The sequence below is a fragment of the Streptomyces winkii genome (assembly GCF_032248595.1).
GTDB classification, from domain to species: Bacteria; Actinomycetota; Actinomycetes; order Streptomycetales; family Streptomycetaceae; genus Streptomyces; species Streptomyces winkii.
The window spans coordinates 569,791-591,697 of sequence record NZ_JASTTH010000006.1 but is presented as its reverse complement, the minus strand read 5'-3'; the positions used below and the strand labels follow the sequence as shown (position 1 = coordinate 591,697).

The window sequence follows — 21,907 nt, the reverse complement described above, 5'->3', positions numbered from 1 at the left end:
ACGACTGCCTCCGTCAGCTCGGCCCCTCCGTCAGGGCGTGAGCCAGCGCATCCGCCAGCTCGGCGTCGTCGCAACGCCCCACCCGCACCTCGTCGCAGCCCACCCAGGACGCCGCTTCCCACAGCGCCTTGGCCATCGGCGCCACCGCCTTGCGTCCGGCCATGGAGACCTGCCGGGCCAGCAGCGTCGTGCCCTCGCGCCCGGGATCGACCCGGCCCACCAGCCTGCCGCCGGCCAGCAGCGGCATCGCGAAGTAGCCGTGTATCCGCTTGGGCCTCGGCACGTACGCCTCAAGCCGGTGCGTGAAGCCGAATATCCGCTGCGTCCGCGGCCTGTCCCAGACCAGCGAGTCGAAGGGCGAGAGGAGCGTCGTGCGGTGCCGCCCGCGCGGGGCCGCCTCCAGCGCGGCCGGGTCCGCCCAGGCGGGCTTCCCCCAGCCCTCGACCCGTACGGGAACCAGGCCGGTGTCCGGAAGCACCGCCTCCACCTGCTGGCCCTTGAGCCGGTGGTACTCGGCGAGGTCGGAGCGCGTCGCCACCCCCGTCGCCGCCCCGGCCTGGGCCACGAGGCGCCGCATGCACTCGTGGTCGTCGATGTCGTCGTGCAGAAGCTCGCCGGGGATGGCCCGCTCGGCCAGGTCGTAGACCCGCTTCCAGCCGCGCCGCTCTGTGCAGACCACCTCGCCGGTGTCGAGCAGCCACTCCACGGCGATCTTCGTCTCCGACCAGTCGAACCACTCGCCGCCGTTCTTCCCGCCGCCCAGCTCGGTCGTCGTCAGTGGACCGTCGGCCTTGAGCCTGTCCCGTACGAGCGCGCACGCGCGGTCCCGGTCCTCCAGGATGTGCCAGCGGTGCCCGCGGGCCCGCCGCTCACGGCGCCGGAACGCGAAGTGCGGCCACTCCTCTACGGGCAGGATGCAGGCGGCGTGCGACCAGTACTCGAAGCTGTGACCGCCCGTCCAGTACGCCGATTCGACGGCGGAGCGGCCGACGGCGCCCAGCCGTGCGTACGGAACCAGCTCGTGCGAGCGCGCGAGCACAGAGATGGTGTCCAACTGGACCGCGCCGAGCCGGCGCAGCACCCCGCGCACCCCCGCCCGGCGGCCCGGCGCGCCCAGCAGCCCCTGCGCCGACAGGGCCACGCGCCGGGCCTCGTCGGCGGAGAGCGAGATCTCCGGAGTCGTCATGCGGCAGACGATAGACGCCCCCACCGACATCCCGGCCCGGCGGACCGACGCGGACCACGGACCCCCGGCGCACCGGCTCGCGGAATCCGGACCACGGGACCGACGGGCACCAGCTCACCGGTTCGCGGAACCCCCGGCAGGCAGATACGGCGTCTCCATCCCCTGCCCCAGATCCAGCGGCAGCAGCGTCGCCACCCACGCGTCCCTCCTCGTCCCGCGCTGGACGATCCGCGCGCGCTGCGTCCCCTCCATCACGAAGCCCAGTCGCACGGCCACCGCCCGGGACGCCACGTTCCCCGCCTCCGCCACCCACTCCAGCCGTTCCGCCTTCAGACCGGAGAACGCCCAGTCGATCACCGCGCGGCCCGCCTCCACCGTGTAGCCCTTCCCCCGCTGCTCCTTGACGGTCCAGAAGCCGAGTTCGGCCTGGCGCTCGGGGGTGCGCAGCTGGGCGAGGCGTACGAGCCCCATCGAGCCGACCAGGGTGCCCGTCTTCGTGAAGACCCCGAAGTTGTACATGGTGTCCTCGCGCCACCCCGCCGGGCTGACGCCGAACACGAACTCCTCGGCGTCCTTGCGCCCGTAGGGATCCGGCACGGGTATCCAGCGCACGATCTCCGGATCCTGGCATGCGGCCTGCACCGCCTCCACGTCCCGTTCGTCGAAGGGACGCAGCAGCAGGCGTTCGGTGGTGAGGGTGGTGGGCTCCATGGAGTGATTGTGCCTCCGGCGCCGGGCACGGGCCCGGCGTTGTTTCCGGCGCCCCGCCCGGGCGGCGCCACCCCGCCGGGCCCCGGTCGGGGGCCCCGATCCGGCACCTTCCAGCGCTCCGGACCGTTAGGGGTACAGGGGCGTACGTCCCTCGCATACGATGGCCGGTGCGGCGGCGACCGTATCGCCGTGTCCGCGCACTGACCGTGCCAGGTTCGACCGGCAAGGAGCCACCCTAAGTGTCCGTCTTCGGCAAGCTCATGCGCGCAGGTGAAGGGAAGATCCTGCGCAGGCTGGACCGCATCGCGCGGCAGGTGAATTCCATCGAAGAGGACTTCGTGGACCTGTCGGACGCGGAGCTCCGGGCCCTCACGGATGAGTACAAGGAGCGGTACGCGGAGGGCGAAAGCCTGGACGACCTGATGCCGGAGGCCTTCGCGACCGTACGCGAGGCGGCCAAGCGCGTCCTCGGCGAGCGTCACTACGACGTCCAGATCATGGGCGGCGCGGCGCTGCACCTCGGATACGTCGCGGAGATGAAGACCGGTGAGGGCAAGACCCTGGTCGGCACCCTGCCCGCGTATCTGAACGCCATCTCGGGCGACGGCGTGCACATCATCACGGTCAACGACTACCTCGCCCAGCGCGACTCCGAGTGGATGGGGCGCGTGCACCGCTTCCTCGGCCTGACGGTCGGCTGCATCGTGGCGAACATGTCGCCGCCGGAGCGGCGCGAGCAGTACAACTGCGAGATCACCTACGGCACGAACAACGAGTTCGGCTTCGACTACCTGCGCGACAACATGGCCTGGTCGAAGGACGAACTGGTCCAGCGCGGCCACAACTTCGCGATCGTCGACGAGGTCGACTCCATCCTCATCGACGAGGCGCGCACCCCGCTGATCATCTCCGGCCCCGCCGACCAGGCCACGAAGTGGTACAGCGACTTCGCCAAGCTCGTGAAGCGCCTGGAGAAGGGCGAAGCCGGCGACCCCCGTACGCAGAAGCCCGAGACCGGTGACTACGAGGTCGAGGAGAAGAAGCGCACGGTCGGCATCCACGAGGCGGGCGTCGTCAAGGTCGAGGACTGGCTCGGGATCGACAATCTCTACGAGTCGGTCAACACGCCTCTGGTCGGTTACCTGAACAACGCCATCAAGGCCAAGGAGCTCTACCACAAGGACAAGGACTACGTCGTCATGGACGGCGAGGTCATGATCGTGGACGAGCACACGGGCCGCATCCTCGCCGGCCGCCGCTACAACGAGGGCATGCACCAGGCGATCGAGGCCAAGGAAGGCGTCGAGATCAAGGACGAGAACCAGACTCTCGCCACGATCACCCTCCAGAACTTCTTCCGTCTCTACGAGAAGCTCTCGGGCATGACCGGTACGGCCATGACGGAGGCCGCCGAGTTCCACCAGATCTACAAGCTCGGCGTCGTCCCGATCCCGACGAACCGCCCGCTGGCCCGCGCGGACCAGGCCGACCTGATCTACCGCACCGAGGTCGCCAAGTTCGACGCCGTCGTCGACGACATCGCGGAGAAGCACGAGCAGGGCCAGCCGATCCTGGTGGGCACGACCTCGGTCGAGAAGTCCGAGTACCTCTCGGAGCAGCTCAACAAGCGCGGCGTACGCCACCAGGTGCTCAACGCGAAGAACCATGAGCGAGAGGCACAGATCGTCGCGGAGGCGGGCCGGAAGGGCTCCGTCACCGTCGCGACGAACATGGCCGGGCGCGGCACCGACATCAAGCTCGGCGGCAACGCCGAGGGCATGGCGGAGAAGGAGCTGCGCGACCGCGGTCTGGACCCGGTGGAGCACGCCGAGGAGTGGGCGGCCTCCCTGCCGGCCGCCCTGGAGAAGGCGGAGCGGTCGGTCAAGGACGACGTGGACGAGGTCAAGGAGCTCGGCGGGCTGTACGTGCTGGGCACCGAGCGGCACGAGTCGCGCCGTATCGACAACCAGCTCCGCGGCCGCTCGGGCCGCCAGGGCGACCCGGGCGAGTCCCGCTTCTACCTCTCGCTCGGCGACGACCTGATGCGTCTGTTCAAGGCGCAGATGGTCGAGCGCGTGATGGCGATGGCGAACGTGCCGGACGACGTCCCCATCGAGAACAAGATGGTGACCAGGGCGATCGCCTCGGCCCAGTCCCAGGTCGAGCAGCAGAACTTCGAGATCCGCAAGAACGTCCTGAAGTACGACGAGGTGCTCAACCGGCAGCGCGAGGTCATCTACGGCGAGCGCCGCCGCGTCCTGGAGGGCGAGGATCTGCACGAGCAGGTGCGCCACTTCATGGACGACACCATCGAGGCGTACGTACAGGCCGAGACGGTCGAGGGCTTCGCCGAGGAGTGGGACCTGGACCGGCTGTGGGGCGCCTTCAAGCAGCTCTACCCGGTGAAGGTGACCGTCGAGGAGCTGGAGGACGCCGCGGGCGAACGCGAGGGCATCACCGCGGAGTTCATCGTCGATTCCATCAAGGACGACATCCACGAGCAGTACGACGCACGCGAGGCGGAGCTCGGCAGCGAGATCATGCGTGAGCTGGAGCGGCGCGTGGTGCTCTCGGTGCTCGACCGCAAGTGGCGTGAGCACCTGTACGAGATGGACTACCTCCAGGAAGGCATCGGCCTGCGCGCCATGGCGCAGAAGGACCCGCTGGTCGAGTACCAGCGCGAGGGCTTCGACATGTTCCAGGCCATGATGGACGGGATCAAGGAGGAGTCCGTCGGCTACCTGTTCAACCTGGAGGTCCAGGTCGAGCAGCAGGTCGAAGAGGTCCCCGTGGAGGAGCGGCAGCCGGCCAAGGCCTCGCTCGAGAAGGAGCCGCAGGAGGCGGTGCCCGCGGGCGCCGCGATGGGCTCCGCTCCCGCCATCCGCGCCAAGGGGCTGGACGCCCCGCAGCGGCCGGACAGGCTCCACTACTCCGCGCCGACCGCCGAGGGCGGCGTCGAGGAGGGCGAGCTGGAGACCGGCAACGGCGGCCCGATCCGCTCCGAGGCCGACGGCCTGACGAGGGCCGAGCGCCGCAAGGCGCAGAAGGGCAAGCGCCGCAAGAAGTAGGGCGCTGAGCCGCCGCGGAGGCGTCGGCGCATGCGACGGTACGGGCCGGGCCCGCCGCTCCATCGGGGCGGTGACCCGGCCCGTACCGCTTCACGGGTCCGTTCACCGGCTCATGTTCTGCGGGTCTCCGGGCCGGGGCCGACCGGACGGCTGGCCGTCGAGTTCGACCGCCGCGCAGCGCCAGCGGCGGTCCGGGCACAGCTCCAGCCGGAAGGCCATGGCCCGCTGCCGGTCGCCGGAGACGATGCGCGCGAACGCCTCGATCACGCCGTCACGGGGGCGGCTGCCCCGCGCGTCCAGCACGGCCGGGGTCGTACGGTCCGCTCCGCGCGGGCGCAGGGGAGCGTGCGAGGCGAGGCCGGAGAGCTGTTCGTACGCCGCGCCGCGGACGTGTCCCAGCAGCGTGTGGACGGGCCGCTGGCCGCTGAGGACGAGCACCAGCCGGCTCGCGAACCAGAACGGCGGCTGCCGCTCCCGCTCCCTCGCCGCCGCCGCGCGCAGCGCCGAAGCGGACGGGGAGGCGGCGGTCCGGGAGGGTGCGGGGCGCGCCCGGCGGGTCTCCGTGTGCCGCGTGTCCGTGCGGCGGGTCTCCGGGCGCCGTGGATCGCGGCGTCCCGGCGGTGCCTTGTGCGCGGGGACGCGGTGGTTCCGCGGAGAGGCGGCTGCGGGCGGTGTGGGCGTGGTGTCCATGAGGTCCCCCGATGAGTGACGAAGTGACGAGTAGCAAGGAGAAACGAACAGTGAGCGACGAGTAGCGACGAGTAGCCACGAGTGGCGACGAGAACTGACGAGAACTGACGAGAACTGACGAGAGGTGATGCGTGCGTTGCGAGAAGCCCGCCGCGCGGCCGTGTTTACCGGGCGGTAGCTTCGCTCACGGTTGTATCCGCGTGATCGACTCGTCGCAACGCGTGACCAGTGGTGCGGCGGGCCGCCCGCACGGTTCACCTATCAGGATGAGAAGCGGAACGAGGCTGACGACCGACCCGCCTCACCTGCGACTTCGTGGGACGGCTCCGTGGCCGGCCTCGTCCGTACGGGCCGTATCCTGACGTGGCAGACCCTCCGGCGATACACGAAAGCGGCAGCCCATGCGTGTCTACGTGCCTCTGACCTTCCCAGCGCTGCGCGAGGCGCACCGGGCCGGCGAGCTGGCGGCGGAGCGCGGCGGCACCGTCGCCTACGCGGTCACGCCGGGGCTGCGTGAGTGGTATCTCTCCGACGACAGCGAGGAGTTGGAGTACGCGGCGCTCAACCGCGCCGCCCAGGCGTCGCTCCGGCTGCTCGCGGGCCGGCCGGAGGCGCCCCGGCGTCGCGTGGTCGTGGCACTCGACGTCGCGGACGGCGCCGTGTCCTTCGACCCCGACCACGGGCTGGACCGCGAATTCCTCGGAGAGGTGAAGGTCGAGGGGCCGCTGCCCCTGTCGAAGGCGGCCGCCGTGCACATGGACTCCGACGAGGCGGAGGCGGACGTCACCGCCGCGGCCGAGGCCCTCGGCGCCGCCGACATGGGCGACGAGGACGCCCGGTTCACGGTGGACGGCGCCGAGGACCACGAGCTCCTCTGGTACGCGACCCAGGAGATCCCGCACCTGCCCGGCTGACGCGGAGCCCGTACGGCGGTGGGCTCGGAGCTGCCACGGACCCCCACGACGGCGAAACCCAGAAGCGCTCGCGGCGTGTGACCTGCGACGGGTCAGGACGGCCGAATCCGGTATCGCGTTGTCAGACCGCCGACGTACCGTCGTATCCATGGGTCTGGGACACACGCACAGACGATCCGCTCACATCGTCTGGGACTGGAACGGCACGCTGCTGCACGACATCCACGCCGTCATCGACGCCACGAACGCCGCCTTCGCCGAGCTCGGACACCCCTCCATCACGCTGGAGCGCTACCGGGAGCTGTACTGCGTCCCCGTCCCGCGGTTCTACGAGCGGCTGATGGGCCGGCTGCCCAGCGAGGAGGAGTGGGAGGTGATGGACGAGACGTTCCACCGGCACTACTGGCGGCAGGCGCGGCACGCGGGTCTCGCCGAGGGGGCCGCCGAACTGCTCGCGGGCCGCGTGGCCGACGGACGCACCCAGTCCCTGTGTTCGCTCGCGCCGCACGACCGGCTCGTTCCGCTGCTGCGGACGCACGGGATCGACGGGCACTTCGTACGGGTCGACGGGGCGAGGGGGCCCACCGGTCGCGGCAAGGCCGAGCAGATGGCGCGGCACCTGCTCTCGCTCGACGGCGTCGAGGCGGAGCACACGGTGGTCATCGGGGACGCCGTCGACGACGCGCTGGCCGCGGGGCACGTAGGTGCGCGCGCGGTGCTCTACACCGGCGGCTCGCACAGCCGGAGGAGCCTCGAATCGGCCGGTGTGCCGGTGGTCGACACCCTGGCCGAGGCCGTCGAGACGGCGGAGCGCATAGCGGGTTGACGGGACGGCCGGGAAGAGCAGGGACAGCTTGGGCCGCGGCGCAGCGGTCCCGCGGCCCGAACTCCCGGCGGCCGGGCGGCCCGTGCCCCAACGGCAGCCGCCCGCAAGGCAGTCGGGGCGGCCGGGGCCGCAATGTCCGAGCGAGCCGAGGGAGTCGGGCGGTGAGAAGCGAGGCAGGGCGGAGCGTCGGGCGCACGGGGCGTGCCTGTACCTGCTGGAGCGGCGGTCGTTGCTGTCCAGTCCGTCCAAGACCAACCCCTGATTTTGTACACATAAGGTCTATGACGGCCCCCGGCCCGGTGGCTGTAGCCTACGGGCGTGATCAGCGCGATATCTCGCGGGGGCGACGCGGCCCCCGTCCGGTGCCCGTTGCGCGACAGCGCCAGGGCCGCGGCTGGTCGTCTTCCACGGCACGCGCAGAGCCCCGGGCGGTCACCCCGCGCTCCGATGCCGTGTCCGCACGAGCCCCCGCCAATTCACGTCACGCAACGGCGCGCGACAGGAGCCACAGGACATGCAGACCAAGCTGGATGAAGCAAAGGCCGAGCGGCTGGAGGAAGCCGCCCGGGTAGCTGAAGAGAGCCCTGCCGGGGGTCAGCACCCGGCGCGGGGTCTCGAGAACGGAGCGCTCAGGGCGTTCCTCCAGCGCTACTACCTGCACACCGCGCCGGAGGACCTCACCGACCGCGACCCGGTCGACATCCTCGGCGCGGCCTTCGCGCACTACCGCCTGGCGCAGGAGCGGCCGCAGGGCACCGCCAACGTGCGCGTGCACACGCCGTCGGTCGACGAGAACGGCTGGACCTGCACGCACACCGTCATCGAGGTCGTCACCGACGACATGCCCTTCCTCGTCGACTCGGTGACGAACGGGCTGTCACGCCAGCGCCGCGGCATCCACGTCGTGATCCACCCTCAGATGATCGTGCGCCGCGACGTCACGGGGAAGCTGCTGGAGGTGCTGGACGCCGGGCGCGACAAGCCCGTCCAGGGCCCTGGCGAACGGCCCGCCGAGGCGCGGGAGCTGCCGCACGACGCGGTCACCGAGTCCTGGATCCACGTAGAGATCGACCGCGAGACCGAGCGCGACGACCTCAAGCAGATCAACGACGATCTGCTGCGCATCCTGTCCGACGTGCGCGAGGCCGTCGAGGACTGGCGGAAGATGCACAGCGCCGCGCTGGAGATCGCCGAGGAGCTGGACACCGAGCCCGCCGCTCCCGACGTGCCCGCCCAGGAGGTCGAGGAGTCCCGGGAGCTGCTGCGCTGGCTCGCGGACGACCACTTCACCTTCCTCGGCTACCGCGAGTACGAGCTGTCGGAGGAAGTCCCCGACGGCGACAAGGAGTTGACGCTCACGCCCGTCCCGGGCACCGGGCTGGGCATCCTGCGTTCCGACCCGCAGCACACCGAGAGCGAAGAGGGCCACCCGGTCTCGCCGTCCTTCAGCCGACTGCCCGCGGACGCCCGCGCGAAGGCCCGCGAGCACCGCCTGCTGGTGCTGACGAAGGCCAACAGCCGCGCCACGGTGCACCGTTCCTCGTATCTCGACTACGTGGGCGTGAAGAAGTTCGACAGCGAGGGCAACGTCGTGGGAGAGCGGCGCTTCCTCGGCCTCTTCTCCTCCGCCGCGTACACGGAGTCGGTGCGCCGCGTCCCCGTCATCCGCCGCAAGGTCGCGGAGGTGCTGACGTCCGCGGGGTTCGCCCCCGACAGTCATGCGGGCCGCGACCTGCTCCAGATCCTGGAGACTTACCCGCGCGACGAGCTGTTCCAGATCCCCGTCGACCAGCTGCGCTCCATCGCCACCTCGGTGCTCTACCTCCAGGAGCGCCGCAAGCTGCGCCTGTATCTGCGCAAGGACGAGTACGGGCGCTACTATTCGGCGCTCGTCTACCTGCCGCGTGACCGTTACACGACGACCGTCCGGCTGCGGCTGACCGAGATCCTCACCGAGGAACTCGGCGGCGCCAACGTGGACTTCAGCGTCTGGAACACCGAATCGGTGCTCACGCGGCTGCACTTCGTCATCCGTCTCAAGCCCGGCGCGCAGCTGCCCGAGCTGACGGACGCCGAGGCCGACCGGATCGAGGCACGCCTCGCGGAGGCCGCCCGCTCGTGGGCCGACGGCTACATGGAGGCGCTGAACGCCGAGTTCGGCGAGGAACAGGCCGCCGAGCTGGGCCACCTCTACAGTGCGAACGCCTTCCCCGAGGGGTACAAGGCGGACTTCCCGCCGCGCGCCGCCGTGGCGGACCTCCAGCACCTCAACAGGCTCGCCAGCGCCGAGGAAGGCGCCCCCGACTTCTCGCTGAGCCTGTACGAGCCGGTCGGTGCCGGCCCGGGCGAGCGCAGATTCAAGATCTTCCGGATCGGTGAGCCCGTCTCGCTCTCGGCCGTGCTTCCGGCGCTCCAGGCGATGGGCGTCGAGGTCGTCGACGAGCGTCCGTACGAGCTGCGTTGCAGCGACAAGAGCAAGGCGTGGATCTACGACTTCGGTCTGCGCATGCCCGTCTCCCACGCCCACGGCCTCGGTGAGGACGCACGCGAGCGCTTCCAGGACGCGTTCACCGCCGTCTGGACGGGCCGCGCGGAGAACGACGGGCTCAACTCGCTCGTCCTGTCGGCCGGTCTGACATGGCGGCAGGCGATGGTGCTGCGTTCGTACGCGAAGTATCTGCGGCAGGCCGGAGCGACCTTCAGCCCCACGTACATGGAGGACACCCTCCGGCACAACGTGCACACGACCCGCCTGCTGGTGAACCTCTTCGAGGCCCGCCTCGACCCGAGCCGTTCGCGCGCGGGGCACGAGCTGACGGACGGGCTGCTGGAGGAGCTCGACGGCGCGCTCGACCAGGTCGCCAGCCTCGACGAGGACCGGATCCTGCGCTCCTTCCTCACCGTCATCAGGGCGACCCTGCGCACCAACTACTTCCAGAGCACCGGCGCGGGAAGCAGGGCGGGCGGCGCGAAGGACCCGACGGCCGGGCCGCACGCGTATCTGTCGGTCAAGCTGGATCCGCAGGCCATCCCCGATCTCCCCGCGCCCCGCCCCGAGTACGAGATCTGGGTGTACTCGCCGCGTGTGGAGGGCGTGCATCTGCGCTTCGGCAAGGTCGCGCGCGGCGGGCTGCGCTGGTCGGACCGGCGGGAGGACTTCCGTACGGAGATCCTCGGCCTGGTCAAGGCGCAGGAGGTCAAGAACACGGTCATCGTGCCGGTCGGCGCCAAGGGCGGCTTCGTCTGCAAGCAGCTCCCCGACCCGGCGGCGGACAGGGACGCGTGGCTGGCCGAGGGCGTCGCCTGCTACAAGACGTTCATCTCGGGCCTGCTCGACATCACGGACAACCTCGTCGCGGGCGACGTCGTGCATCCCGAGGACGTGGTCCGGCACGACGAGGACGACACGTACCTCGTCGTCGCCGCCGACAAGGGCACCGCCACGTTCTCCGACATCGCCAACGAGGTCGCGCAGGCGTACGGGTTCTGGCTCGGCGACGCCTTCGCGTCCGGCGGCAGCGCCGGCTACGACCACAAGGGCATGGGCATCACGGCCCGCGGCGCGTGGGAGTCGGTCAAGCGGCACTTCCGCGAGCTGGGCCACGACACCCAGACGCAGGACTTCACCGCGGTCGGCGTCGGCGACATGTCCGGCGACGTCTTCGGCAACGGCATGCTGCTGTCCGAACACATCAGGCTGGTCGCGGCGTTCGACCACCGGCACATCTTCCTCGACCCCGATCCGGACGCGGCCACGTCGTACGCGGAGCGCCGCCGCCTCTACGAGCTGCCGCGCTCCTCGTGGGCGGACTACGACACCTCGCTGATCTCCGCGGGCGGCGGCGTCTATCCCCGTACCGCGAAGTCCGTGCCCGTCACGCCGCAGGTGCGGGCGGCCCTCGGCATCGAGTCGAAGGCGGGCAAGGTCACTCCGGCCGAGCTGATGCGGGCCATCCTCGCCGCCCCGGTCGACCTGCTGTGGAACGGCGGCATCGGTACGTACGTCAAGGCGTCGACGGAGACGCACGCCGACGCCGGAGACAAGGCCAACGACGCGATCCGCGTGGACGGCCAGGACCTGCGGGTGAAGGTCGTCGGCGAGGGCGGCAACCTCGGCCTGACCCAGCTGGGCCGTATCGAGTTCGCGGTGAACGGAGGCCGGGTCAACACCGACGCGATCGACAACAGCGCGGGCGTGGACACCTCGGACCACGAGGTGAACATCAAGATCCTGCTCAACGCGGTCGTGGCCAACGGCGACATGACGCTCAAGCAGCGCAACACCCTGCTGTCCGAGATGACCGACGAGGTCGGCGAGCTGGTCCTGCGGAACAACTACGCGCAGAACGTGACGCTCGCCAACTCCGTCGAGGTCGCTCCCAGCCTTCTCCAGGCGCACCACCGCCACATGCGCCGCCTGGGCAAGGAGGGCAAGCTGGACCGGGCCCTGGAGTTCCTGCCCAGCGACAAGCAGATCCGTGAGCGGCTCGCGGCCGGTCAGGGCCTGACGCAGCCCGAGTTGGCCGTGCTGCTCGCCTACACCAAGATCACGGTGACGGACGACCTGATCGGCACGACGCTCCCCGACGACCCGTACGTCCAGCAGCTCGCGCACGCGTACTTCCCGCGCGCGCTGCGGGAGCGGTTCCCGGAGGAGATCATCGGTCACGCGCTGCGCCGCGAGATCGTCACGACGCTGCTCGTCAACGACACGGTGAACAGCGGCGGTTCGACGCTCGTGCACCGCATGAAGGAGGAGACGGGCGCGTCCACGGAGGAGATCGCGCGTGCGCACACCGCGGCCCGCACGATCTTCCGGCTCGGGGAGATCTGGGACGAGGTGGAGGCGCTGGACAATGTCGTCGCCGCCGACGTGCTCACCAGCATCAGGCTCCAATCCCGCCGTCTCGTCGAGCGCGGCACGCGCTGGCTGCTGAACAACCGCCCGCAGCCGCTCCAACTCGCCGACACCATCGAGCTGTTCAGCGACCGGGTGTCGACTGTGTGGGACGAGCTGCCCAAGCTCCTCAAGGGCGACGACCGGGTCTGGCACCAGGCGATCCTGGACAGGCTGGACGCGGCGGGCGTCCCCGCCGAACTGGCCCTGCGGGTGGCCGGGTTCTCCGCCGCCTTCTCCGGGCTGGACGTGGTCGCCGTCGCGGACCGTACGGGCGTACAGCTGCTCGACGTGGCCGCCGTCTACCACGACCTGGCGGACCGCCTCGGCATCACGCAGCTCCAGGAGCGCGTCAGCGAACTGCCGCGCGCCGACCGGTGGCAGTCCATGGCGCGGGCGGCGATCCGCGAAGACCTGTACGCCGCACACCAGTTGATCGCCGCGGACGTGCTCTCGGAGGGCGACGGCACGGCGACGCCCGAGCAGCGGTACCAGAAGTGGGAGGCGAAGAACGCGACGATCCTCTCGCGTGCCCGCGCCACCCTCGACGAGATCCAGGCGTCGGAGACCTTCGACCTGGCCAACCTCTCCGTCGCGATGCGGACGATGCGGACGCTGCTGCGCAGCAACCGCTGAACCGCTGAACCACCGGCCGCCCGGCGGCGGGCGGCGGAGCTCCGGCGGTCCCCGTGCGGTCACCCGCATGGGGACCGCCGCATGTGTGCCCGGCCCCGTCCGGCACGGCCCGGCGGGCCGCGGGTGCACGCGTTCGGCCGTACCCAGGGCGCACGCGGCCCGCCGCAGGTCTTCACTGGAGGGGACCGCAGGGGAGGCCCATGCGTACCGAGTCCAACGCAGCTTCGGCTTCAGCACCCGCATCCGGCGCCGGGTCGGGATCGGCGCCCGGGTCCTCGGCACCCGGGGCCGCGCCCGCATCCGTCGCCGACTCGGCGCCCGGGTCCTCGCCCGTGGGCACCCCGGCGTCCGCGCCCCCGTCCACTCCGGGAGGCCGCCGGATTCCGCGCTACGCGGCGACGGCGGCCGCCCTGCTGGCCCTGCTGGCGGCCGGATATCTGCTTCAGCTGCTCGGCCTCCTGCTGGCGTCGGCCGCCTTCGCCGTCGCCGGAGCCGCGCTCGGCATCCTCACCGAGACATGGCTGCTGGTCCGCAGGGCGGCACTGGCCCGGAGCCTCGCCAGGGCACAGCTTCACCACCCCGTACGGCAGCTGCTCCGCGACGGCCTCCTCCTCGGCGGGCTGGCCCGGCTCGACGCGCTGCGTCCCTTCCACTACGCGGCATGGCTGCTGGTCGCCATGCTGGGCTGCTGGGCGACGCACTTCGTGTGCCAGGCGGTCGCGGCCCGCGTACGCGCGTCGCGCCGGCTGCCCGTCGTCACGCGCAACATCGACGCCTCCGCGCTGCGCATCGGCCCCGCACCGCCGCCGCTCTTCGGGCGGGGCGGCGCGGCACGGCTGCTGCTGTGCACGGCGCTCGTCACCGCCGGGTCGGCGGCGACCGCGGTGACGGGCAACGCACGCTGGGGCGCGCTGGTCGCGCTCGTGTGCTGGGCGGTGCTGCTCGCCGGGGTGGCGCACCTGGCGTGCAGGCTGCTGCCGGCACGCTGCCCGGCCGGGGAGGAGGAGGTGCTGGCCTGGCTCGACGGCTGGCTCGCCGCGTACCGGCCGACGGTCGGGATGTACTTCTCCGGAGGCAACTCCTCGGCGTATCAGGCGAACATGTGGCTCCCGACGCTCGGGCGGCTGCCGGGGCGTCCGCTGATCGTGCTGCGCGAACGCTTCATGGTGCAGAAGATCGACGCGACGGACGTGCCGATCATCTGCATCCCGAAGATGGCTCATCTGATGCGGCTGGAACACTCCGCTCTGCCCGTACTGCTGCACCCGGCGAACTCCGGCAAGACCTCGCACGTACTGCGCATCCCCACGATCAAGCACGCGTTCATCAACCACGGCGAGAGCGACAAGCTCTCCTCCTGCAATCCGTACGCCAAGGCCTACGACGAGGTCTGGGTCGCCGGACCCGCCGCCCGCGAGCGCTACCGCCTCGCGGGCATCGGCGTCCGCGACGAGGACGTGGTGGAGGTGGGCCGCCCCCAGCTGGAACCGATCCGCCCGTACGCCGGTCCTCCGGCACCCGGAGAACCCGTCACCGTGCTGTACGCGCCCACCTGGGAGGGCTGGACCGACGATCCGGGCAACACGTCGCTGCCGGCGGCAGGCGAGCGCATCGTGGCTGCGCTGCTCGCGGACGAGCGGGTCAGGCTGCTCTACAAGCCGCATCCGATGACGGGTTCGGTCGATCCCGCGGTGAAGGACGTGGACCGGCGCATTCGCGAGCAGATCGCCGAGGCCAACGCACGCAGGCGGGCAGACGCGCCCGCGCGGGCAGACGTACGCGGGCGGGCCGGAACGCGCGGCCCGGAGACCGGGGCGGCGAGGGCGGAGGCCGCGGCGGAGCTGGAGCGGCGCCAGGCCGAATTGGAGGCGCTCGACGGGCCGCCGTCCGGGCGCGGTGCCGACGAGGCGGAGCGCATGCTGCGGCAGCACGCCGGAGCATGGCCGTCCGCCGCGACGGTGCTGGACGCGGTCGAGGCCTGGGAGGAGTGCTTCTGGCGGTCGTGCGACCCCGCGGAGCATCTCGTGCTCTCCGAGCGGCGGCCGGGCATCTACTCGTGCTTCAACCAGGCCGATCTGCTCGTCTCGGACGTCTCCAGTGTGGTGTCGGACTATCTCAGCAGCGAGAAGCCGTACGCGGTGGTCAACACCACGGGGCTGCCGGAGGAGGAGTTCAGAGCCGGATTCCCGACCGTACGCGCGGCCACGATCCTGACACCGGACGCGGAGGGCGTTCCCGCTCTGCTGCGGTCGGTCCGCGAGCCGGACGCGGACGTGCTGCGTCCGGCTCGCGTGGAGCTCAAGGCGTATCTGCTGGGGCCGGACGAGCCGCCGTCCGCTGTCCGCTTCGGCCGGGCCGTGGAGGCGCTGCGCGCCGAGGCGGAGGCGCACCGGGTGCGCAGCGGCGCCGCGGCGGCCGCGGTGCGTGAGTCGTCCGGTGCCGCGGCGGAACCGTGGGACGCGGCGGTGGAGCCGTCCGGCGGGCCCGGGGGTCAGCTGCCGGCGGACGCGCCCGGCGAGGACGAGGTGCTCTGACCGCTCGCGCTCTTGCCGCTCGCGCCGCGGGCGGTCGTGCTCCGGCCCTTCGCGCCCGGTGCCGCGGAGGTGGCCGCCACGGCGCCCTTGACCGGTGCCGGCTCCGGCGGCTTCTCCAGGGGAAGCGCCTGCAACGCCACCACCAGATCGTTGACCAGGGAGAAGTAGAACCACACCCCGGTCTCCGTCTCGCCGAGCCGGACGCGGGGCACCAGATCGGTCTTCTTGCGGTCGGCGAGGTCGCCCAGCAGCCGGCCGAAGCGCACGCGCGGCGCGTCCTTCGAGCCGGTGCGCAGCCACAGGTCCCACACGCCCTTGAGGTTCCCCGAGTCGAGAGCGGCCGGGAGCTCGTACGGAAGCTCGAAGGAGAGCGACGGCACCAGCCCGGCGGCGAGTTCGAAGGGAAGCTCGAAGTCCGGCTCGGACTTGGAGCGGGAGACGGCGAGGACCGTGCTCCCCTCCGTCTTCGCCGCCTGCGCGGCCCGTCCGTACAGCTCCGCCCGTACGGTGCAGCTCTCGTGCCCCAGCTCGACGGAGGTGACCTCCGCGTGCCCGGCGCGGTGCCACGCGCGCACGGCCAGGTACCCGTCGAGGGTGGTGTAGGGAACCCAGGGCGTGAGCACGCCGCTGCCGTCGACGGGCGCGGGCATCGACAGCAGCCGTGCGGTCTCGACGAGTTCGGACTGGATGCGCTTGCGCTTCCCGTCCGCGATCCGCTCGACGTACGTGTCCCAGCGGTCCTCCGTCAGCGGGTGCACGGTGCGTTCGAGCCGTACCTCGACCCAGCCGTGCACAGCCTCCGTCCGCGGCGGGAGCGGGATGCGGTGCGGCGTTCCGGTGTCGCGGCGCGAGCGTACGACGAGCACGGACGGCGTCTTCGGCAGGCGCTTCGCGAGCAGGTTGATCACGAGCGAACCGTCGGTGGCGACGCGGGTGCGGGCGAGCGGGCGGCGCAGCTTCGCGGCGGGACGGTTCGCGTTGCGCCGGCGCCGCCAGGCCCGTACGGCAGGACGCAGCACGGGTCCCGCGACGCGAAGGGCGAAGCGGCGAAAGGGGCGGGACGGGGGCGGCGTCGGGGCGGCCGGGCTCGGGCTCTGCTTCGACGGGGCCGCGAGCGCGAGCGCGGGCGCGTGCCCGTGCCCGTAACCATGGCCGTCCGGGCGCTGGGGCGCGGACGCGGACGCCAGTACGGCGGGGGCTTCCGGGCCCGGCTCCGAACCGGCCGCGGACTGCGCGGAGTCCGCCGCGAGCGCGGGCTCCGGCCCGGCCCCCGCCGCGGCCATGGGCGGGGCCGGTGCGGCGCCACCGGCGGAGGACCCGACGGGCGCCGGGACCTCGGCCGGTCCGTGGCCCGGCCCGGAAGTCCCCGCGCCCGCACCCACATCCGCTCCGGCCTCCGCGCTCGCGCCCGCCCCCGCTCTGATCCGGTCGGGGTGTGCTCCCCTGTTCCGCCGCTGCTCCAGCAGCTTCTCGATGAGCTGCTCGTACTCGCCCGCGATGCGCTCCGGCGAATAGCGGGCGGCCTTCTCCATCGCGGCCTGGCTCATCCGGTACCGGAGTTCGGGGTTCTCGATCAGCTGCGTCAGCGCGTCGGCGTATGCGCGGACGCTGTCCTTCTCGGTCGGGCCGAGCGGCGAGAGCAGCCCGTCCTGCCCGTTGCTGATGATCTCTCCCGGCCCGTACGGGCAGTCCGTGCTGACGACCGGAACCCCGCAGTGCATGGCCTCGACGAGCGTCATTCCGAAGGACTCGGCGTCGGAGGAGACGGCGGCGATGGCACCCTTGGCCCACTCGGCCTCGATGGGGGCGTGCGGCCCCATGAGGAACGCCCTGTCGTAGAGGCCGAGGCTGTCGATCCTCGCCCGCAGCGCCGCCTGCTGCCGCCCCCGTCCGTACAGCCGCAGCCGCCAGTCCGGGTGCCTCTGCGAGACGAGCGCGAACGCCTTGAGCAGACGGTCGTAGCGCTTGACCTTGATCAGCCGCCCGGCGGCGACGATCAGCTTGCTCTCGCCGTCGGACGGTTCGACGTCCACCGCCGGTACGGCGTTCGGGATGCAGGTGATGAGGGCGTCGCGCTCGGCGGTCTCGGTGCCGCTGCCGGTGATGGCGGCGCGGTAGTTCTCGGCGTCCGCGTAGGAGACGGTGACGAAGGCGTCGAGGAGCGGAATCGCCGCGTCCTGATGGGACCGCACATGCTCGCTGTGCATGGCGTGCGTGAGGTGCTCCTGGCCGATGCGCAGATAGCGGTCGCTGCCGTACGCCGCCAGATAGTCGTTGATCTTGGGGCGGGTGGCGATGACGACGTCGGCGTCGGTCTCGCGCAGGAACTCCTCGACGCGTACGTCGCCCAGGCGCGTCGAGACTCCGCGCTCCAGGTGGTCCGCGCCCTCCGTGAAGCGGTGGCTGGGTTCGCGGAAGCGGGGGTCGTCGCCGTCGAAGCCGCGCTCGGTCCGGCGCAGCTCCAGCAGGTGGGTCATGATGACCCGCGGATCGAAGGAGAGGGAGGTCTCACGGACCGTGCGGCGGAGGCTGACGACCTCGACCGTGTGGCGATCGGCAAGCGCCCGGGAGAGATTCACAGTGGAGCGGATCGTTCCGCCGATTCCGTAGGCATTGTCCAGCAGAAAAGCGATTTTCATCTGGCCTGTTCCTCACAGGTGCTGCTCGAAAACTGGCATCCGAAATGCCCCATATCGGCAGTATTGTCCATAGGTGATCTGAAAATAGCCAGCAGGGGCGAACTCGACGTGTTCGGGGAGCCGATACGCGTCGGCGCGCTGCCGGCGGCGGCCGTCCCCGCTTCGTGCGCCCGGCCCCAACACCGGCTGAACCATCGGTGGACACGGGACGTCGGTCGGCGGAAGCCCTGCTCGCAGGCGCCCTGAGGACGTGCATGCAGGGGCGGGGGACTCATATACAGGGCGGTGGGTGCTGTGGACCCTGCGGAGTTTCACCGGATGCTGCGGATTCTCCGGTTCCGGCGCCTACGTTCCGCCCTTCCGCCGTACAAGGAGAGCCCTCTCCATGACCTCCACCTCCACGACCCGAGCCGGGACAGAGGACGCCAACGGAACCGTCACGGCAGACACGGAAGACCCGCTGCCGCGGCCACGCTCCTTCCGCGACGTGCGCGGCTGGTTCTACAACACCGACATCGTGCTCTTCGACTGGCTGCTCTCCCGGCAGCGCAGGCTCGAACAGCGCGGCGACCTGCTGGAGATGGGCGCCTATCTCGGCAAGAGCGCGATCATGCTGCGCTCGTATCTGGAGGCGGGTGAGACGTTCACGGTGTGCGATCTCTTCGGCTCCGAGGCGCCGACCGAGAGCAACGAACGCGAGATGCGCGGCTCGTACTCGACGTTGACCCGGCGGGGGTTCGAGAGCAACTTCCTCTCCTTCCACGACGAGCTGCCGCGTGTGCTGCACGCGCCGACGTCCGTCGTTCCCGGCGAAGTCACGGCGGGCAGCTGCCGCTTCGTGCACGTCGACGCGTCCCACCTCTACGAGCACGTGCGTCCCGACATAGCGGCCGCGCGCGGCACGCTGATACGCGACGGCATCGTCGTCCTCGACGACTACCGCTCGTCGCACACGCCTGGCGTCGCGTGCGCGACGTGGCAGGCCGTGCTGGAGGACGGGCTGCGGCCCGTGTGCGTCAGCGCCCAGAAGTTCTACGGGACGTGGGGCGACCCCGAGCCCGTACAGGAGGAGCTGCACGCGGCGCTGCGCGAGCGCGGCGACTGCTGGTTGCAGTGGCAGGACGTGGCGGGGCAGCGGCTGCTGCTGGTGGGGGCGGACAAGGCCGCGATACCGCCGCTGCCGCGCTCCCGGTACGCCAAGTCCGGGGCCGGAGCAGGGGAGTTCGAGCAGGGCGGCGGGCGTCGCGGAAGGGGCTCGTTCTCCGCGCTCTCCCGCAAGGCCGCTCGTGAGGTGCTGCCGCCGGTGGTCTCACGTCACCTGTCCCGGATGCTGCGAGGCACCCGGGACAGGTGACCGGCGGGGGCGGCCCCCGCGTCTGTGCTGTCGTGTTCCTTCCGCGTCGCGTTGAACTGCCGTCGTACGGCGGCTACTTCACCGCGCCGGCCATCATTCCCGAGACGAACTGACGCTGGAACGCGAAGAAGACGATCAGCGGGATGATCATCGATACGAAGGCGCCCGGCGCCAGCACGTCGATGTTGTTGCCGAACTGGCGGACCTGTTGCTGAAGGGCGACCGTGATCGGCGGATTGCCGGAATCCGCGAAGATCAGCGCGACGAGCATGTCGTTCCACACCCACAGGAACTGGAAGATGCCCAGCGACGCGATGGCCGGACCGCCGAGCGGCATCACCACGCGGGTGAAGAGGCGCACCTCGCCCGCACCGTCGAGACGGGCGGCCTCCAGCAGCTCGCGGGGGATCTCACCGAAGAAGTTACGGAGAAGAAAGATCGCGAACGGCAGACCGAAGGCCGTGTGGAAGATGACGACACCCGCCGTGGTCTCGAAGAGCCCCAGGGCGTTGAACAGCTTGGCGATCGGGATCAGAGCCACCTGCACGGGGACCACGAGCAGTCCCACGACGAGCAGGAAGAACCAGTCGCGGCCCGGGAAGTCGAGCCACGCGAAGGCGTATCCGGCGAGTGCGCCGATGACGACGACCGTCACCGTGGACGGGACCGTGATCATCATCGTGGTGAAGAGAGAGTTCGTCACCACGTCGTTGGTGAGCAGAGCGTCGTAGTTCACCGTCGAGAACTGACTCGCGTCGAGCACCCACGGGAAGCTGGAGTTGAAGTCGAAGATCTCCCACCAGCCGGAGAGCGAGATGTCCTCCGGGCTGCGCAGCGACGAACTCAGCAGACCGGCCGTCGGCATCAGCCACAGGAGGGCGACGACGACCAGTCCCAGCCGCACTGCCCAGTGGCCGGTCAGGGTGACCAGCCGGGAGGCGACGGACGTCTTCTTCTGTCCCTCCGGCACCGAAGGCTTCGGGGAGTCGATAGCGGCGGGTTCGGGCTGGGCCGCACTGACCGCGGTCATCGGCGTGACTCCCTTCGCAGGCGGCGGATGTTGACGATCATCACCGGTACGACGAGAAGCAGCAGGATGACGGCGATGGCACTGCCGACACCTTGGTTCGACTTCGTGCCGAATGACGACAGATACAGCTCTAGGGCGAGCACGTTGGCATCCTTCTGGCTCGCGCTGGGAGCGATGACGTAGACGAGGTCGAAGATCTTCATCACGTTGATCATCAACGTGACGACGACGACGCCGAGGACCGGAGCCAGCACCGGCACCGTGATCTTGCGGAAGACCTGCCACTCGTTGGCGCCGTCGACTCTCGCGGCCTCCAGCAACTCACGTGGCACGCCCGCGAGTCCGGCCGCGATGAGGACCATGGCGAAGCCCGCCCACATCCACACGTAGGAACCGATGATGGAAGGGGTGACCAGAGTCGAGCCGAGCCAGTCGATGCCGTTGTACGGCGCCGCGAAGTTCGAGGCGGGCAGGCGGAGTTTGGCGCCGTCGGCCGCCGACGGCAGCGAGAACGTACCGTCGGCCGCGGTCTCGGCGGTGCCGACGACCTTGCCGCCCTTGACCGCCTCGACCTTGATGCCCTTGAGCGCCTTCTCCTTCTTGTCGATGACGTCCGGCTTGCCCGCGCCGCCGGGGGCGAAGTCGAGCCAGACGGTGCCCGTGACCTTGCCGGCGTCGGGTTTGGCCGACTTGGCGGGGGCCGCACCGGCCACGTCCTTCGGCGGGACGCCGACGAGCGCGAGATCGGCCGGACCGGACGCGGAGACCGCCGACTTGGTGGTGAAGGCGCCTCCGCCGGACTTGGCCAGATCGGCGTTGGGCCGGGGGCGGGCGCCGGGCCAGGCGGAGGACTCGGCGAAGGTGTCGTGCACGCCGACCCAGACGGCGTTCGCGACGCCCTTGTCCGGGTCCTGCTCGTACACGAGCTTGAAGATGATGCCCGAGGCGAGCATGGAGATCGCCATCGGCATGAAGATGATCAACTTGAACGCCGTGCCCCAGCGCACCCGTTCCGTCAGTACGGCGAAGATCAGCCCGAGAGCCGTGCACACGGACGGGACGACGATGATCCAGACGAGGTTGTTCTTGAGCGCGATCAGGGTGTCCTCGTCGGTGAAGATCTCGGCGTAGTTGCCGAATCCGACGAAGTTCGACCCGGAGGCGTCCAAGGTGCTGCGGAAGATCGAGTACAGGATCGGGTAGACGACGAGCAAGCCCAGCAGCACCAGCGCGGGCATCAAGAACGTGAAGGCGATTCCGGGCCGTGCGCGCATCACGGAGACGCTCGCAGGCGCCGGGCTCGGACCCGAGGGTGCGGAGGCGGCGTCGCCGGCTGCCGTGATCGACGTCGTCCCGCCGGCTGCGGTGCCGGAAGTCTCACCTGTGCCTGGTGGTTCGTCCGTCGGCGGGGAGGGGGTTGGG

12 protein-coding genes are annotated in these 21,907 nt (G+C 70.8%); 6 read left to right on the top strand and 6 right to left on the bottom strand.

Annotation, left to right across the window (positions count from 1 at the left end):
* Positions 1–13: 13 nt before the first annotated feature.
* Both QQM67_RS21405 and QQM67_RS21400 read right to left on the bottom strand, forming a co-directional pair.
* Positions 14–1,186 (bottom strand): winged helix-turn-helix domain-containing protein, encoded by a 1,173-nt coding sequence (locus tag QQM67_RS21405; protein ID WP_314175598.1) that lies wholly within the window; start codon positions 1,184–1,186, stop codon positions 14–16.
* Positions 1,187–1,300: 114 nt separating this feature from the next.
* The gene (locus tag QQM67_RS21400) at positions 1,301–1,897 is read right to left on the bottom strand and encodes a GNAT family N-acetyltransferase (RefSeq protein WP_314175597.1); all 597 of its coding nucleotides are present in this window, start codon (positions 1,895–1,897) and stop codon (positions 1,301–1,303) included.
* Between the two features lie 239 nt (positions 1,898–2,136).
* Here QQM67_RS21400 and secA point away from each other — a divergent pair, with 239 nt between their 5' ends.
* Entirely contained in the window at positions 2,137–4,965 is a 2,829-nt protein-coding gene (gene secA / locus QQM67_RS21395; RefSeq protein WP_314175596.1) for a preprotein translocase subunit SecA, read from the top strand.
* A 102-nt stretch (positions 4,966–5,067) separates the two neighbouring features.
* Here the strand turns inward: secA and QQM67_RS21390 are convergent, their stop codons facing one another.
* Positions 5,068–5,655 carry an Rv3235 family protein gene (locus tag QQM67_RS21390; protein ID WP_314175594.1) on the bottom strand — a complete coding sequence of 196 codons (588 nt, stop codon included), beginning with the start codon at positions 5,653–5,655 and terminating at the stop codon, positions 5,068–5,070.
* Positions 5,656–6,056: 401 nt separating this feature from the next.
* On the opposite strand from QQM67_RS21390, the gene QQM67_RS21385 reads away from it, so the two are divergent.
* The 4 genes from QQM67_RS21385 to QQM67_RS21370 all read left to right on the top strand — a co-directional run bounded on the left by QQM67_RS21385 (position 6,057) and on the right by QQM67_RS21370 (position 15,462).
* Positions 6,057–6,569, top strand: a complete 513-nt coding sequence (locus QQM67_RS21385) for a DUF6912 family protein (protein WP_314175593.1) — start codon at positions 6,057–6,059, stop codon at positions 6,567–6,569.
* Between the two features lie 148 nt (positions 6,570–6,717).
* Entirely contained in the window at positions 6,718–7,395 is a 678-nt protein-coding gene (locus QQM67_RS21380) for an HAD family hydrolase (RefSeq protein ID WP_314175592.1), read from the top strand.
* 514 nt (positions 7,396–7,909) lie between these two features.
* Positions 7,910–12,928, top strand: coding sequence for an NAD-glutamate dehydrogenase (locus QQM67_RS21375; protein ID WP_314175590.1), 5,019 nt, complete (start codon positions 7,910–7,912; stop codon positions 12,926–12,928).
* A 200-nt stretch (positions 12,929–13,128) separates the two neighbouring features.
* A complete protein-coding gene (locus tag QQM67_RS21370) occupies positions 13,129–15,462 on the top strand; it encodes a hypothetical protein (RefSeq protein WP_449657453.1) in 2,334 nt (777 codons plus the stop codon).
* Here QQM67_RS21370 and QQM67_RS21365 read toward each other — a convergent pair.
* Entirely contained in the window at positions 15,420–18,101 is a 2,682-nt protein-coding gene (locus tag QQM67_RS21365; RefSeq protein ID WP_314175586.1) for a glycosyltransferase family 4 protein, read from the bottom strand. The two genes, QQM67_RS21370 and QQM67_RS21365, sit on opposite strands and share 43 nt — an antisense overlap.
* 385 nt (positions 18,102–18,486) lie before the next feature.
* On the opposite strand from QQM67_RS21365, the gene QQM67_RS21360 reads away from it, so the two are divergent.
* A complete protein-coding gene (locus tag QQM67_RS21360; RefSeq protein WP_314175585.1) occupies positions 18,487–19,455 on the top strand; it encodes a class I SAM-dependent methyltransferase in 969 nt (322 codons plus the stop codon).
* A gap of 73 nt (positions 19,456–19,528) precedes the next feature.
* On the opposite strand, the gene QQM67_RS21355 is transcribed toward QQM67_RS21360, so the two are convergent.
* Together QQM67_RS21355 and QQM67_RS21350 are read right to left on the bottom strand one after the other, a co-directional pair.
* A complete protein-coding gene (locus QQM67_RS21355) occupies positions 19,529–20,485 on the bottom strand; it encodes a carbohydrate ABC transporter permease (protein ID WP_314175583.1) in 957 nt (318 codons plus the stop codon).
* On the bottom strand, positions 20,482–21,759 hold the full coding sequence (locus tag QQM67_RS21350; protein ID WP_314175582.1) for a carbohydrate ABC transporter permease: 1,278 nt from the start codon (positions 21,757–21,759) through the stop codon (positions 20,482–20,484). The genes QQM67_RS21355 and QQM67_RS21350 overlap by 4 nt, the downstream gene beginning before the upstream one ends.
* Between the last annotated feature and the right edge of the window lie 148 nt (positions 21,760–21,907).

Excerpts from the sequence above, each read along its gene's own strand:
- QQM67_RS21405 (WP_314175598.1), bottom strand. The coding sequence starts at position 1,186 with ATGACGACTCCGGAGATCTCGCTCTCCGCCGACGAGGCCCGGCGCGTG.
- QQM67_RS21400 (WP_314175597.1), bottom strand. The coding sequence starts at position 1,897 with ATGGAGCCCACCACCCTCACCACCGAACGCCTGCTGCTGCGTCCCTTC.
- QQM67_RS21390 (WP_314175594.1), bottom strand. The coding sequence starts at position 5,655 with ATGGACACCACGCCCACACCGCCCGCAGCCGCCTCTCCGCGGAACCAC.
- QQM67_RS21385 (WP_314175593.1), top strand. The coding sequence starts at position 6,057 with ATGCGTGTCTACGTGCCTCTGACCTTCCCAGCGCTGCGCGAGGCGCAC.
- QQM67_RS21380 (WP_314175592.1), top strand. The coding sequence starts at position 6,718 with ATGGGTCTGGGACACACGCACAGACGATCCGCTCACATCGTCTGGGAC.
- QQM67_RS21375 (WP_314175590.1), top strand. The coding sequence starts at position 7,910 with ATGCAGACCAAGCTGGATGAAGCAAAGGCCGAGCGGCTGGAGGAAGCC.
- QQM67_RS21370 (WP_449657453.1), top strand. The coding sequence starts at position 13,129 with ATGCGTACCGAGTCCAACGCAGCTTCGGCTTCAGCACCCGCATCCGGC.
- QQM67_RS21365 (WP_314175586.1), bottom strand. The coding sequence starts at position 18,101 with ATGAAAATCGCTTTTCTGCTGGACAATGCCTACGGAATCGGCGGAACG.
- QQM67_RS21360 (WP_314175585.1), top strand. The coding sequence starts at position 18,487 with ATGACCTCCACCTCCACGACCCGAGCCGGGACAGAGGACGCCAACGGA.
- QQM67_RS21355 (WP_314175583.1), bottom strand. The coding sequence starts at position 20,485 with ATGACCGCGGTCAGTGCGGCCCAGCCCGAACCCGCCGCTATCGACTCC.
- QQM67_RS21350 (WP_314175582.1), bottom strand. The coding sequence starts at position 21,759 with ATGCGCGCACGGCCCGGAATCGCCTTCACGTTCTTGATGCCCGCGCTG.